At 64.7% G+C, this 14815-nt stretch carries 11 protein-coding genes; 5 read left to right on the top strand and 6 right to left on the bottom strand.

Annotated elements, in window-relative coordinates; genetic code table 11:
* Positions 1-90 precede the first annotated feature (90 nt).
* Both PHA8399_RS02800 and PHA8399_RS02805 read right to left on the bottom strand, forming a co-directional pair.
* Complete coding sequence (locus PHA8399_RS02800; protein ID WP_058284691.1) at positions 91-1218, bottom strand: ParB/RepB/Spo0J family partition protein; 1128 nt, start codon at positions 1216-1218, stop codon at positions 91-93.
* Entirely contained in the window at positions 1215-2519 is a 1305-nt protein-coding gene (locus PHA8399_RS02805; RefSeq protein WP_058284692.1) for an AAA family ATPase, read from the bottom strand. Before PHA8399_RS02805 ends, PHA8399_RS02800 begins: the two co-directional genes overlap by 4 nt.
* A gap of 552 nt (positions 2520-3071) precedes the next feature.
* Between PHA8399_RS02805 and PHA8399_RS02810 the strand changes: the two genes are divergently transcribed.
* The 3 genes from PHA8399_RS02810 to PHA8399_RS02820 all read left to right on the top strand — a co-directional run bounded on the left by PHA8399_RS02810 (position 3072) and on the right by PHA8399_RS02820 (position 5637).
* Entirely contained in the window at positions 3072-3755 is a 684-nt protein-coding gene (locus PHA8399_RS02810; RefSeq protein WP_058284693.1) for a DnaA N-terminal domain-containing protein, read from the top strand.
* Between the two features lie 105 nt (positions 3756-3860).
* Positions 3861-5135 (top strand): nucleotide sugar dehydrogenase, encoded by a 1275-nt coding sequence (locus PHA8399_RS02815; protein ID WP_058284694.1) that lies wholly within the window; start codon positions 3861-3863, stop codon positions 5133-5135.
* Positions 5136-5202: 67 nt separating this feature from the next.
* Positions 5203-5637, top strand: coding sequence for a GFA family protein (locus tag PHA8399_RS02820; RefSeq protein WP_208856261.1), 435 nt, complete (start codon positions 5203-5205; stop codon positions 5635-5637).
* Positions 5638-5646: 9 nt separating this feature from the next.
* Here the strand turns inward: PHA8399_RS02820 and PHA8399_RS02825 are convergent, their stop codons facing one another.
* The 4 genes from PHA8399_RS02825 to PHA8399_RS02840 all read right to left on the bottom strand — a co-directional run bounded on the left by PHA8399_RS02825 (position 5647) and on the right by PHA8399_RS02840 (position 11365).
* On the bottom strand, positions 5647-6558 hold the full coding sequence (locus PHA8399_RS02825) for a MurR/RpiR family transcriptional regulator (protein ID WP_058284696.1): 912 nt from the start codon (positions 6556-6558) through the stop codon (positions 5647-5649).
* A 49-nt stretch (positions 6559-6607) separates the two neighbouring features.
* A complete protein-coding gene (locus PHA8399_RS02830; RefSeq protein ID WP_058284697.1) occupies positions 6608-6910 on the bottom strand; it encodes a type II toxin-antitoxin system RelE/ParE family toxin in 303 nt (100 codons plus the stop codon).
* Entirely contained in the window at positions 6903-7139 is a 237-nt protein-coding gene (locus PHA8399_RS02835; protein ID WP_058284698.1) for a type II toxin-antitoxin system ParD family antitoxin, read from the bottom strand. The genes PHA8399_RS02830 and PHA8399_RS02835 overlap by 8 nt, the downstream gene beginning before the upstream one ends.
* Before the next feature lie 158 nt (positions 7140-7297).
* Entirely contained in the window at positions 7298-11365 is a 4068-nt protein-coding gene (locus tag PHA8399_RS02840; RefSeq protein ID WP_439330515.1) for a PEP/pyruvate-binding domain-containing protein, read from the bottom strand.
* Positions 11366-11565: 200 nt separating this feature from the next.
* On the opposite strand from PHA8399_RS02840, the gene PHA8399_RS02845 reads away from it, so the two are divergent.
* Together PHA8399_RS02845 and PHA8399_RS02850 are read left to right on the top strand one after the other, a co-directional pair.
* On the top strand, positions 11566-12462 hold the full coding sequence (locus PHA8399_RS02845) for a PhnD/SsuA/transferrin family substrate-binding protein (protein WP_058284700.1): 897 nt from the start codon (positions 11566-11568) through the stop codon (positions 12460-12462).
* Positions 12463-12480: 18 nt separating this feature from the next.
* Entirely contained in the window at positions 12481-14766 is a 2286-nt protein-coding gene (locus tag PHA8399_RS02850; protein ID WP_058284701.1) for a response regulator, read from the top strand.
* Positions 14767-14815: the final 49 nt, after the last annotated feature.

A 14815-nucleotide genomic window follows, 5' to 3' on the forward strand; every position in this document is an offset into this window, starting at 1 on the left:
CCGCAACTGCGCACGCGGATATAAAAAGGGCCCGGCATTTCTGCCGGGCCCCTGTTGTTTTCGGCACCTGTCCCCGCGGGGACAAACCGGTCAGGACGGGTCTTCCAGCGCCGCAAAGAAGGCTGCAATGGCATCTTCCAGCTTGTGCCGGTCGATTTCCGAGAAGTCGCGCTCCATTGCCATTTCGATCTTGCCGTCGCGCGCCTGACAGCGGACTGTCCCCGCGGGGACAGTGCAGCGCAGGGTGGTCTTGGCGACGCCGGCGCGCGGCGCAGCGGGGGTGCGGGGGGCGTTCTTGCGCTTGCCCTCGGCAAAGCTGCGCAGCACCTCCAGCTCTGCCTCTTCGTTCTGCGGCTTCACCCGCGCCAGCGCGTCGCGCAGCACCTGGGCGTTCATCGCATCGGCCTCCAGGCGTTTCTTCAGGTCCAGCCCCAGCGCCCGCGGGATGGCCTCCGGGTGTTTCAGTGCATCCCCCACGGCCTTCAGCACCTGGGCAAAATGGCGGATGTAGATCCGCTTCTGCCGGCCCGCAGAGGCGTAAAGGTCGTTCACCGCATCCTCGATGGTCTCCGCGCCGGTGCCGGTGTCCTCGGCATAGCGCAGCGCCAGCTGTGCCATTTCGGCAAAGGAGATGTCGCGGCGCACCAGGTTCTCATCCACCATCCGCCGGTAAAGGCTCTGCAGACTGTCGCCCTTGGCCACCAAACCCGCGGGGATATGGCTGTAGATGTCGTCGCCCGTTTCACTGAGCAGTTCCAGATAGGCCCGCATCCGGCGGTAGCCCTGGATCAGCTCATAGGTGCCGTCTTCGTTTTCCTCGACCCGGATCGGGTTCGACAGGCCAATGGATTTGATGGAGGCCTTCAGCTCATCCAGCTCCGGATCGCGCCCTTCCTTGCGGTCGCGGACCAGCTTCTGCATGCCGATCCGGCCAATCGGAATCCGGTCGACCACCAGGCCCAGCTTCTTCAGCCGCACGAACTCATGCGCCAGCCGGTCGTTCTCAGCGCGGATCTTCATTTCCGCCTCGGCACGGGTGCGCAACGCATCGGCGTTCTCGGAGATCGCGGTGGCCATCGGCCCGCGGCGCGATTCAGACGGTTTGCGCATCCGCTGGTCCGGCTTCTGGACGGCGGTCTCCGCGGGGACGGATTTTGGTTCAGAGGGGGTGTTCGGTTCAGTCGGGAAGTCGATGTCGAAGACTCTGCGTTTGCTCATGCCTCATCCTCCAGATTTTCCCAGGCTTCCAGCGCGTAGGCCTTGAATTCATCGTAGGCCTGATCAAACGACGCCCGCGCACGGCGCCAGGTTTCGCGTGTCATTTCCCGGTAATCGATTTCGTAGATGGAACTCAGGAAGCGGCCCGATTGCTCGACTGCGCGGGTCATCTCGATCGGGTGCTCGGTCATTCTGCCCTCGAACACCTTCATAAATGCCGAACGCATCGCACGGTGCAAATCGTTACCGCTTTCGTAACGGGTGAGGAGGAAGCGGACGTCCTGGAAAACCTTCGGCAGGGCAAATGTCCCCGCGGGGACAACGCCGTTAAACGCCGACAGATCCTCCAGCGCCTCGGACAGCTGGCCGATGAAGGAGGTGGTTGAGTCATACTCCCAGTAGCCGGGGCCGGAGGGGATATAGAGCATGTCGGCAGCAAAGACCGCGTTCATCGACTGGTAGCCGATGGCAGGCGGGCAGTCGAAGATCATCAGGTCGTAGTCTTCCGCGGGCAGCTGGTCGAGGTAGCGGGAGACCGCGGCGAAGAACGACCATTCCGGGTTCAGGTGGCGGTACTGGGCGGAGGCGAATTCCACAAAGGCCGCATTGGCGCAGGAGGGGATGATGTCGATGGTCGGCCAGCTGGTCGGCTTGACGAAATCGCTGACCCGCAGGTCCTGCAGCCCCATGCCGGTGATCGCGTCGGGCAGCTGGCGCTGGGGCAGGGCGGTGCCGGACTCGGCGCCCTGCGACACCGCGTTCATCCGTTCCGTCTCGCGCACCAGGTCGCGGGCCATGATGCCCCAGACGGTGTAATCCTCAGTGACGTCGCTGAGGCCCATGGAGTGCGACAGGGTGGCCTGCGGGTCGAAGTCGACGCACAGCACCCGGTAGCCGTCCAGCGCTGCGGCATGGGCGAAGTGCAGGGCGACGGTGGATTTGCCGGCGCCGCCCTTGAAGTTGGAGATCGCCACCCGCAGCGCCCGTTTGCCCGCGGGGCGCTTGGGCAGCAGGGATTTGCGGTTGATCTTGATGCGGCGGCGCAGCTCATTGATCTCCTCCAGCGAATACCAGCGCTGGCGGCCGTCCTCCTCGACATGGCCCTGGGGCAGCGAGGGGTCGGTGGCGAGCCGTCCCCGCAGGGTCGACTGGTTGACGCGGAAGATCAGCTCCGCCACCTCCCAGGAGGAGAACCGGCGCAGGGTCTTTTCCATTTCGGGGGAGAAGGTCTGCTGGCGGATCCAGCTTTGCATCTTGAGAGATTGGGCCTGCATCTTGGACAGGTCTTCGTGCGTAAACATCGCTGCTCCTTAGCCTCACACGGTGTTGTTTTTTACAGCGCCCATTTTTTGCGGACGCTAATTCAGCCTCAATATCCATTTACGCCGAATTTGCAAAAAACGCAAAAGCTAATATGGTTGCGAAGAGCGTCCTGTCCCCGCGGGGACACATTTGCAAAAGGCCCAGCAGCACAAGGGCCTGGGCGATTCGGAAGGCCCCGGCCAAACGATTCGTTTCATTGGGTTTTTCTGGGGTTCTGACGCCAGATTTAGGGGGACACCCCAGGCCGGAACACTGCAGATTGGGGGACATTTCTGCCAGAATAGGGGACACTCAAGATGTCCCCCCATACCATTGATACCAATTTTTCTTTCGAAAAAGGGATTGGGTCTGAATTCAATTCCCGCCGGCGCTTGACAGAATCGGAATTCCGGACGCAAATCGGGTACAACAAACGAATAGCGTTGAGTTCGGAGCCAAACCGGCCAGCGTAATTCCCGGCAAACCATCCGGGAGCACTTGAGGCAGCACATCCCGGCCCAGGAGGGCAGGGGGGAGAAACGGGGGCAGCAATGCTTGCCAAACGGCCTGCGGGGCGCAACGCCTCTGCGCTGAAATATGACATCCTCACGGCGATGGGGGCTTATGCGCTTGGCCAGGGCAAGGGGGCGCAGAAGCTGGTTCTGCGTTTCATGACACTGATGACCGCGCGCTACAACTGGCAGCGCGATGAGCTGGCCGTCGGGCAGCGGGAGATTGCCCGGCTGTGGGATGTCGATGAGCGCACGGTGAAGCGCGAGATGGCCAAGCTGCGGGGCTGGGGCTGGCTGGTGGTGAAACGCCAGGGCGCGCGCGGGCGGGTGACGGAATACGGGATTGATCTGGAGCGGCTGCTGGCCGACACCGAAGAGCGCTGGGGGGCGGTCGGACCGGACTTTGAGCACCGGATGCAAGGGGCGGACGAGCCGGCGCCGAATGTGGTGCCGCTGCGCCCCGGCGCGGTGCCGCCTGCGCCGGATGTGTCGGACGGCAGCGAATGGAGCCTGGCCAAGGCAGTGCTGCATGCGGAGGATCCGGCGAATTATGCCTCCTGGGTGCAGGGACTGGAGCGCGCGGGCCGGGCAGGCGGCAGGCTGGTGCTGAAGGCGCCGAGCCGGTTCCATGCGAATTACGTGATGTCGCATCTGATGCCGCGCTTGCTGGCCGCCTGCCGCGATGTGGATGGCGAAGTCTCCGCCATTGTTGTGGAGGCGTGAGGCCGAAACTTGGCCCATATGGTTGAACCCCTTGGGGGCAGGGGCTTATGTGGGCGGGCAGGGGGCCTGGCACGAACGGCCCCGCGGAACAAGGAGCAGCCCGGAATGAACGGCGCGCAGGACAGGATCTGTATCATCGGCCTTGGCTATGTGGGGCTGCCGCTGGCGGCGGCGTTCGGGCAGCACCGCGAGGTCATCGGGTTCGACATTGATCCGGGCCGCATCGCGGAGCTGCGCCGGGGCGAGGACCGCACCCGAGAGCTGGAGCCGCAGGACTTGGCTGCTGCGGAGTTTCTGAAATTCACGTCGGACCCGGCGGAGATTGCGGATTGCTCCATTTACATTGTCACCGTGCCGACGCCGGTGGACGCCAGCCACCGGCCCGATCTGCGCCCGCTGCTGGCGGCGTCGGCCATTGTTGGCGGGGTGCTCAGAGCCGGCGACCTGGTGATATATGAATCCACCGTCTATCCCGGCGCCACCGAGGAAGACTGCGTGCCGGTGCTGGAGGCGCGGTCGGGTTTGAAATTCAACGTGGATTTCTTTGCCGGCTACAGCCCGGAGCGGATCAACCCCGGCGACAAGCAGCGGCGGCTAAAGGATGTGGTGAAAGTCACCTCCGGCTCCACACCCGAGGTGGCGGAGCGGGTGGATGCGCTCTACCGCGAGGTGGTGGCGGCGGGCACCCACAAGGCCGCCAGCATACGTGTGGCAGAGGCCGCGAAGGTGATCGAGAACAGCCAGCGGGATATCAACATTGCGCTGGTGAATGAGCTGGCCAAGATCTTCAACAAGATGGGGATCGACACTCAGGCGGTTCTGGAAGCCGCTGGGACAAAATGGAACTTCCTGCCGTTCCGCCCCGGACTGGTGGGCGGTCACTGCATCGGGGTGGACCCCTATTACCTGACCCACAAGGCGGAGCAGCTGGGCTACCACCCGGAGATCCTTCTGGCGGGCCGCCGTCTGAACGATGGCATGGGCGCCTATGTGGCGGGCGAGATGGTGAAAGCGATGCTGAAACGCGGCCTGCCGGTGGCGGGCGCGCGGCTGCTGGTGATGGGGCTGACGTTCAAGGAGAACTGCCCGGACCTGCGCAACACGCGGGTGATCGACGTGGTGCGGGAGCTGCAGCAGTACGGGGCTGTGGTGGACGTGCATGATCCCCATGCCGACCCGGCAGAGGCGCAGGAGGAATATGGCATATCGCTGCTGGCCGAGCCGGGGCAGGGGGCCTATGCAGGGATTGTGCTGGCCGTCGCGCATTCGGAGTTCCGCGCGATGGGCGCGGGTGCGGTTCGTGCCCTGGGGGCCGAGGGCGCGCTGGTCTATGACCTGAAATACGTGCTGGCGCCGGAAGAGGCAGATTTGCGGCTCTAACCCGGGCGGAACCTCCCTTTGAGACCCGAATTGCTGTAGCCTTGGCGCATCGGCAAGGAGGTCTGTGATGAGTGACGTTCTGGAAGGCCGCTGCCTGTGCGGCGCGGTGAAGATCCAAGTGAAGGGGAGGTATGACCCGCGTGCAGGCGCTTGCCATTGCCGCATGTGCCAGCGCTGGACCGGCGGGCTTTTCCTGTGTTTCGAGGCGGCCGCGGAGGCGGTGACGGTCGAGGGGCCGGTGACCCGGTATCCCTCCACCGCCTTTGCCGAGCGGGCGTTTTGCAGTACCTGCGGATCACATCTGTGGATGCGGGACACGGACAGGGAAGACACTGGCTATGATTTGATGCCGGGGCTGTTTGATGAAGCGCTGGCGTGGCCGCTGCGGTCGGAGATCTACGCCGACCGTGCGATGGCGGCGGTGCGGCTGGAGGGCGATCACAAGCGGACCACACGGGACGAGTATGAGGCGCAGAACCCGTTTATTGACGGGGACGTTTGAGGGGAGTGATCAGCCCCCGACCCGCGGCAGTTTCGGGCCGCTCCAATAGGCGCCGCTGTCCTGGCGCAGGGCGTCGTAGGCTTCGATCCGGCGCCGGGCGTCTTCGCCGCCGGCTGCGATCAGATGGGTGAGCAGGCATTCCAGCACGGCCATTGCACCGCCGATAGCCCCGAAGGGATGCAGCGAGTTGGCAGCGACGGCCAGCACGTGATCGGTGCGGATGCCGGGGGCAATCACCTCGCTGTCGGAGATCAGGATCACCGATGCGCCGCGCTCCCCCGCCAGCCGCAGCGCCTGGATGGTGCCGGCGGAGTAGGGGGCGAAGGTGATGGCGATCAGGCAGTCCTCGGGGCCAATGTCGAGAAAGTCATCCAGCGCCGCCCCCATGTGGCGGGGGACGAGGTCCAGTGAGGGCAAGGCCATGCGGCCGACGTAGTGGAAATAGTAGGCCAGCGCGTAGGATGACCGGGTGGCGGTGACATAGCTGCGGCGGGCGGTGGTGAGGGTGCCGACGATGGCTTGCGTCCGCTCGGCCGTCATCAGCCGCAGCGAGCGGGAGGTGATGTTGAGCTGGTTGCGCGCCGCCGCCGCCTGCAGCGCGCCTGCGGGGCCTGCGCCGGCCATGCGCTCCAGCCAGTCCTGGCCAAGGTCTGCCTCATGCGCGGTGGTGAGGGCGGCGCGGAAGGGGGCGCGGAAGGCCTCGAACGTGTCATAGCCCAGGTGCTGGGCGAGGCGGACAAAGCCGTTGGCGCTGATGCCGGTCCTTTGGGCCGAGGTGCGCACGGTGTCGAGGCCGAAGTCGCCGGGGTTGTCGATCACGTATTTCGCCGCCGCCTTCAGCTTGGGCGGAAGCTGCTCCATCTGGTCCTTCAGATGCTGGATCAGCCGGGCGGTTTTCCGGGGGTCGAGATGCGGGTCCATGCGCCATATCAGAGCAGATGTGCGGAAAATGGCAAGGCCGGAACGGATGTTACTCCGAGAGGAACGCCATCAGGTCCTGACGGGCGTGCAGGATGCGGAGGATCTCGGGGCGGCCCTGCTCCAGCCGGTAGACCACCAGATGCGCGCCTGAGGGGTGGATGCGGACCGGCGGGGTGAACTCAGCCCGTTCGCGGGCCATTTCGGGGAAGTCCGCCAGCAGGTCGAACAGGGCAAACAGGCTGTCGGCATAGGCGTCGGCCTGCGCCGCGCCCCAGGTTTCCATGCCATAGCGCCAGATCGCGGCAAGGTCGTCGCGTGCGGCGGGGTGGATCCGCCAGCGCGGCTCAGCCATTGCGGCGCATGGCGGCCTTGAAATCTTCGGCGCTCAGCACCTCCGCCGGGCCGCTGGAAAGGCCCGCGTCGATGGCGGATTGCAGTTCAGCAATGGCCGCTGTGCGGGCCTGGTCGCGGCGGATCAGGTCGCGGACATAGTCGCTGGAATTGGCATAGGTGCCGGTGCGGGCCTGTTCCTCGACCCAGTCCTTCATCTGGTCCGGCAGAGATACATTCATGGTGGCCATGGGCGGGTTCCTTTCGCTGCAACAGAATATGGCAATCTTTGCCAAGCTTGCAAGAGGTGAGGCGGAAAGGGCAGCGCCCGGGCCTGGGAGGGCAATAAGATTAAAAAAGCCCCCGCTGCCGTGTGGTGCGGGGGCTTTTGCTTTCGTTGCTGCCGTCGTCAGGCGGAGGCGGCCTTCAGGCCCTTTTCCTCCAGCGGCTGGATGGAGCCGTCTTCGCTGACGGTCACCTGTTCGCCGTGGCTCAGGCTGTCGAGACCCTTGCAGGCGACCAGCATCAGGACGTCCTTTTCGCGGGCGACGATGGCCATATGGCTGAGCCAGCCGCCGACCTCGGACAGCACCGCGCCGGAGCGCTGGACGTATGGCAGCCAGGCCGGGTTGACCATCCGGCAGACCAGGATGTCGCCGTCCTGGAAGTCTGCAAAGGCCGCGGGGTCGATGCAGCTGTCGTCTTCCATCCAGAACACCCGGGCGGTGGCGCTGCCGCTGCCCGCCACGCAGGTGCCGCCCATGGTGCCGTCACCGGCCTGGGCCTGGGCACCGAGCGACAAAAGCTCGCAGTCGCGCAGGGTGAGGGAGACCGCGGTGGGAGCGGATTTCTTGCGCAGCTCCTCCCTGGCGGCGCGCGCCTCTGCCAGTTCGCGCAGCTGTGCGGGGTCGGTCCAGTTGCCGGACAGCACCTCGTCGAAGGTGAGGCTGAACACCAGATCCCCCAGCCCGCTGATCTGCCCCAGCGCCAAGAGGGCGCGGCGCAGTTCGGCGACGACGCGCAGGGCCTCGTGCTTGGCCTGCTCCTTCAGGTCCTGATAGGCGATGGCGATGCCGATGGTATCGTCCAGCTCATCCGGCAGGTTGGCCGGAACCGGGACGGACCCGATCGGCTCCACCGTGTTGCTGAGCAGCGATTCCAGCAGCGCCGGCGCCTCTCTGTAGCGGGGCGAGGACAGCTCATAGTCGAAGATCGAGCGGTGCCCCATCAGCTGCGTGGCGCGGGCCTGGGCATCCCTGCCGGTGCAGGAGGCCAGCAGGCTGGAAGGCGCGTTGGGCAGTTCCGCGTGCATCAGGTGCGCACGCAGGGCCGGATCGCCAGCCGCTGCCGTGCCGGCCTCGCCCATGGTGAAGCCTGCCAGGATGTTGATCTTTTCGGCCTCCAAATAGACCTCGCGGATGAACATGTCCTTGAGGGTGGAGATCGCCTCCAAGAGCTTGTCCTGGGGCAGGGCGGCGTAATCCACCGCCTGCCAGATCGCCAGCTTGTTCTTCAGCTCCGGCATCACCTTGCCGCGGAAGCGGGTGATCATCGGATGCGCCTGCTTGCGCAGCTGCTTGGCCTTGGCGGCGGTGAGCTTGAGCGTCATGCCCTGTTTCAGCGCCACATCGACGTAGGTCTTGCCGAACAGGTTGACCAGATGGCCGTCGCGCCCCTCAGGCAGGCCATAGGGCACGCCCAGTTCGCGGCAGGCGAGGTCAACGCTGCCGCCCGGCGCCCACAGCTCGCTCATCAGCGAGAAGGAGAGCGGGGTGGGGCGGGGCAGGACCTCTGACATCTCGTCCTGTTCCAGGATGGTCTGGTCCGGGTCGGCAGCGGCATAGCGGTCCAGCAGATCGCGCCATTCGGCCAGGCGGGTCTGTTCCTGCTCGGTGCCCAAGGACAGCGTGGTGATGTCGCGGCTTTGGACGATCTGGAACTGGCCGTTTGCATAGGCCCATTCCACGTCCTGCGGGCAGCCGAAGGTCTCCTCGATCTGACGCCCAAGGGCCAGCAGCGGTGCCATGTCCAGGGTCTGGTCCTGATCGGCATCCGCCGGCAGGCCGGTGTAGCGGCCAAAGCGCAGGCTGGTGGGGGTGACGCGGCCGGACACCAGATCCTCGCCGCAGCCCTCGACCCATTCGATCATGCACATGCCGGGGGCCATCGGGTCCTGGGTGAAAAGGACGCCGGCGTATTCGGCCTGCACCATTTCCTGCACCACGATGTTGCCCTGATCGGTGCTGTCGCCCTCGCCGGAGTAGCTGGCGGCACGCTCGGACGAGAAGCTGGTCACCACTTCGTCCAGTGCGGTGCGCATGGTGTCAGCGGTCACGTCGAGCACGGATTCAAAGACGCCTGCGAAGCTTTGATCGTGGCCGTCCTCGTTGCTGGCGGAGGAGCGCACGGCGACCGGCTTGCCGCCTGCAAGGGCAAAGACCCTGGCGGCAAAGGCGTCTTTTTTCGCGTCCGTCATTTCGCGGTAGTCGTGGATTGCATCGGAGCGCACGATCACGCCGCCGGGCACCGGCAGGCCGGCGTTGCGCAGGATCGACAGGCGCAGGGCCTTGTTGCCGGCATGCTCCAGCTCTTCGGTGTAGCCCATCGGGATCACGCCGCGCGGCAGCTTGGCAAGGCGGCGCTTGTGGGCGCGCAGCGACAGCGCTTCAGCCAGCGTGCGGTGCATGCCGGTGACATAGGCGCGCTGCACCAGCAGGAGCGTCAGGCTGAAGCAGAGATAGGCATTGGCGGCCGCGGTCAGGCTGAACACCATGGCGAACAGCGCAGGCATGCCCAGAACCATCCACAGCAGTTTCTGGCGCGGGGTCTTGGCCACGGCCCACAGCAGGTAGACGGCGGCGAGCGCACAGAACAGCACCGGCAGGATGAACAGCGGATCGGGCGCACCAAGGTCAGCCATCCACAGGAACGGGGTCTGCAGCGAGGCGCTGGCCTCTTGCGCGGCGGAGACGCCCAGCATCATCACCGGCAGGAACAGCAGCGCGGTGAGGTTCTTCATCGGGGTCAGGCCCTTGTCCTTATAGAACGCCTGCACCGCGCGCGCCTTGCGCACCGGGTCATGGGCCAATTTCGCCTTCAGCGCCTTCATCTCATCCGCGGTCTCGTTGGTGATGATCTGATCGCGTTCGGATTTCAGCGCCACCGGCAGCACCAGGATGCGGGTCACGATCGACAACGCCAAAAGGCCCAGCAGGATATGGCTGCGCTCATGCACCCACAGCAGCGCGGCGGCCAGCGCCGAGATCGCCTTGTCCCAGAGGCCGGTCTGCTGGTCGGCCAGCCACGCCTGCACATGCGGCTTCGGCTTGGGTGCGACAAAATATTCCCACGGCAGGGTATAGCGGCCGCGGAAGTCGATGCCCTGCTGCGACAGCTCCAGCCCCAGCACCTGGCTCATGAAGCAGCTGCGGCGGTCATAGCAGGCGGCGATGGTGGGTTTGCCGGGGTCCAGTTCCGCGATGCGGTCCATCAGGTCGGCGGTCGTCATCTTGCGGATCGGGATGTTGACGGCACCCGGCAGGTGGCCGGATTCAAAGTCGCCGGGATAGCGGGTGTCGACGATCTGCAGATCCTCGGTGGTCAGCAGGTTGGTGAAATCATCAGTGCTGAGCAGCACGTCCTTGCCCGGGTAGTCCGGGATTGCCCGCAGGTCGGAGAGGGTTTTCACGTCCTTGTCGGAGAACGCGCGCCCCTCGACGATCCATTTCTCGATGCCGCCGGCGATGAAGCTGCAGTCGATGCCCATCGCCGCCAGCTTGGCGCAGGTTTCCGAGGAGCGGTTGCCGTTGTGGCAGAACAGAACGACCTTCTGGCCCGGCTTGACCGGCTGGCTCTGGACGAAGTCCGGGAAGCGGATGTGGGTGGCGCCGGGCAGGGTGCCCATGGCGTTCTCGCCGGTTTCGCGGATGTCGTAGAACAGGGTGGAGCCGTCTTCCAGCGCCGCCGCGGCATCGGCGGTGCTCATCGCCAGCGGATGGTCCTCCTGCTTGGTGAAGCTGGTCTCCTTGAGCGCGGCATCCTTGATGGTGGTGCCGTCAAACTGCGCCGGCCGGGTCAGGGTGGCCTGCAGTCTTGCCAGTTCTTGCTGCGCATGCGAGGAATACTGCCAATAGTTACCAGCCGCCAGCGCAATGGCCGCGAGAACGAGCACAGAAATCAGCTTGACCGGGTACCGCCGCGGAGATCCGCCCGGTTTGGGGGTAAAACCAAGTTTTGCCGCAACGACAGCGCCGAGGCCGGAAATCATGGCAATTCCAACCGCCAGCACCTGCGACAGCGAAGACACCGAGCCGATCACCAGCTCCGGCGAAGGGATGGCCAGGGCCGCGACCGGGACTGCTGAAAAAAGTGCCGTCAGCACAGTGATTTGCACTGAGCGGTGGCGGGACCCTGAGGTTCTTTGGGGCAAGGTGGTATTCTTCACGGCGTTTCCTGTTGAGCCAGTTCTAGCGGGCATTCTGAATTGTGGCGAATTTGCCTAAAAGATTACGAAAATCTTACTGAACCGTTAATATAGAGGGCGGAGAATAAAAGAACCGCAAAATTTTTCCAAGAATTGGAGGCGCGTTAACATTGTATTCTTAACCATGTGGCATGTAACGAGGGTGGAAAGGCCCGCCCGCTGTGCCAGCCGATGTCAGTCAGGAGGCTAAAGCCGTGAAGTTGTTTGAGTGGACTATTGGTATCATTAAGCTTTTCCTGAGGCCGCTGCGGGCGGCGGCACCGGCCGCTGTCCTGTCCGCGTGCCTTGCAGCGTTTGTTCCGGCGCCAGGCCAGGCCGGGATTGAGCTGGTTTTTGGTACCTATGCGGCGGATAAACCTACTGCAACGGTTAAAAAGTACCAGCCGTTTCTCTCCTTCCTGGCCGGACGCATGAGCGAAGAGCTGGGCGAGCCGGTGTCGATCCGCCTGAAGGTCGCCAAGGAGTACGGCGAGGGGATCCGCCAGCTGGCCAGCGGCGAGGTGGATTTCGCCCGCTTCGGCCCGGCGTCTTACGTCCATGTGATGAAGGAAAACCCGGGTATCCGGATTGTCGCGATGGAATCCAAGAACGGCCGCAAGCGGTTCAAGGGGGTGATCGTGGTGCACAAGGACAGCAGCGTGCAGGTGATGGAGGATCTGGCCGGTCTCAGCTTTGCCTTCGGGGATGAACTGTCGACCATCGGCCGCTATCTGGCGCAGGAATACCTCCTGAACGCCGGTATCAGCAGCGCCGATCTCTATGAGTTTGCCTATCTCGGGCGCCATGACCTGGTCGGGGAGGCGGTAGGCGCGGGCCGGTATTCCGCAGGCGCGCTGAAAGAGAGCACTTATAAGAAGCTGGTCGCCAAGGGCGTGCCGATCCGGGTGCTGGCCTCGTTTGACAATGTCACCAAGCCCTGGCTGGCGTCGTCGCAGATGCCGGAAAACGTGCTGGAGGCCATGCGCAAGGTCATGTTGTCCTCGGAGAACGAGGAGATCGTGCGCCGGATTTCGAAGAACGGGTTCCTGCTGGGGGCCGATCAGGATTATGACATTATCCGCCGGGCAATGGAGCGCAGCCTGGCATTTTAAAGGCGCCGCATTGAAGTCATGAAACGAACGGGCATCCTCTTTCAGATCGTACTGTCGCTGCTGCTGGCCGCCTCCGCGGTCGGCTTTGCGGTTGGCAATCTGGCGCAGCGCCAGGAGGTGCAGCGGCTGGAGCAGCAGCTGACCGAGCAGGCGGACCTGACGGTCTCGCTGCTGAGCGGGCTGATGCTGGAAGCGATCATCGTGGAGGATGTGCCGGTGCTGGAAACCGGCCTGTACGAGGCGGTGGCGCGCAAGCCGCAGATTGTGTCGATCCAGATCCGCAACCCGTCGGGCAAGCTGCTGGCCTCGGCACAGGCGCCCGAAGCGCTGCAGGACGACGGCCATGTGATCTACGAACGGCCGATCGAGCTGGAGGGGGCCTCCTTCGGCACCATGCTGGTGAAATGGTCGACGCGCGACGGCCAGGCGCTGGTGCGCGAGAAGGTGCGCCAGATCATCATCTGGACGGTGGTGCCGGTGCTGGCGCTGTCGCTGCTGGTTTTGCTGCTGGTGCATGTGCTGGCGCTGCGCCCGCTGCAGATGATTCACAAGCGGATGTCGGATGCGATTGCCGGCCTGCGCAGCCCGCTGCGGCCGCTGCCCTGGTACGCCTCGCGGGAGTTCCGGGCGCTGGACTTCTCGGTCGGGGTGCTGGAGGAAACCTTTGCCGAACGCGATGAGCGCGAGTTTGCGATGGAGCAGGCCCGCGAGGCCGCGGATATCGCCAACCGCGCCAAGTCGGAATTCCTCGCCAACATGAGCCACGAGATCCGCACCCCGATGAACGGGGTGATTGGCATGGCGGAGCTGTTGCAGGAAACCCGGCTGGACGACGACCAGCGGATGTATGCGGAGACCATCGGCAAATCCGGCTCGGCGCTGCTGACGATCATCAACGACATCCTCAACTTCTCCAAGATCGAGGCCGGCAAGCTGGAGCTCAGCTGCGCCCCGTTCAATCTGCAGACGGCGGTCGAGGATGTGGTGACCCTGCTGTCGCCCAAGGCGGCGGAAAAGGGGGTGGAGGTCACCATGCGCTATGACCCCGCCCTGCCGGAACTGTTCGAGGGCGATGCCGGGCGGATCCGCCAGGTGATCACCAATATCGCAGGCAATGCCGTCAAGTTCACCAGCCAGGGCTATGTCTTTATCGAAGTAACCGGCCGCGCGCAGCCCGGCGGCGGCCTGCTGGTCAGGCTGCAGGTGACCGATACCGGGATCGGCATCGCGCAGGACCGGATCGGCCGGATCTTCCGTGCCTTTGAGCAGGCCGACAATGCGGCCACCCGCAATTTCGAAGGCACCGGCCTGGGGCTGGCGATCTCGGCGCGGCTGCTGGAGCTGATGGGCGGCTCGGTGGAGGTGCAGTCGCAGACGGGCAAAGGCTCTGTGTTCACGATCCAGATCCCGCTGCGGGCCTCTGACAAGACCGTGCCGGGACAGGGCAGCGGCGGGCGCAGCTTTGCCGGGCTCAGCGCGCTGCTGGTCGATGACCTGGAACTGAACCGGGTGATCCTGTCGGAACGGCTCAGCACTTGGGGCGTGGCCTGCACGCAGGCGGCTTCGGCGCATGAGGGGCTGGAAATCCTGTCGGATGCGCAGCTGGACGGGCGGCGGTTCGATGTTATTCTGCTGGATTACCAGATGCCTGCGATGGACGGGCATGAGCTGGCGGCCAGGATCCGGGCGATGCCCGGCTTTGAAACCGTGCCGCTGATCATCCTGTCCTCGGTCGACAATGCCCTGTGCCGGGCCGATTGCGATGCCCTTGGCGCCTGCGAGTTTGCGCTGAAGCCGGTGCGGGCGGTGCAACTGCGCCAGGTGATGAGCCGGCTGCTGAGCAGGCCGGTGCAGAAACCGGCGGACGCCGCCGGGGCGCCGGCCGGGCTGCAGCCGGAGGGGCGGCTGCTGAAAGTGCTGCTGGCAGAGGACAACCGCACCAACCAGATGGTGGTGACCAAGATGCTGAAGGACGCGCCGCTGGTGATCAGCATCGCCGGCAACGGCGCCGAGGCGGTTGCCCGCTTCCGGGCCGAACGTCCCGATATCGTGCTGATGGACATGATGATGCCGGAAATGGACGGGATCGAAGCCACCGCCGAAATGCGCCGGATCGAGGCCGAGACCGGCCGCGGCAAATGCCCGATCGTGGCGCTCACCGCCAATGCGCTGCAGACCCACCGGGAAAAATGCCTGCAGGCGGGGATGGATGACTTCCTGAGCAAGCCGATCAACAAGAAGGCGCTGACCGAGGCGATCGGCAAATGGGCGGGCAGCCCGGATCTGCAGAAAACCGGCAGCTGAGTCTGCCGCGGCGGGCCGCCAGGCCAGGCTGACGGCGCTGGCTGCGGCA

This window comes from Leisingera aquaemixtae (assembly GCF_001458395.1).
GTDB lineage: Bacteria > Pseudomonadota > Alphaproteobacteria > Rhodobacterales > Rhodobacteraceae > Leisingera > Leisingera aquaemixtae.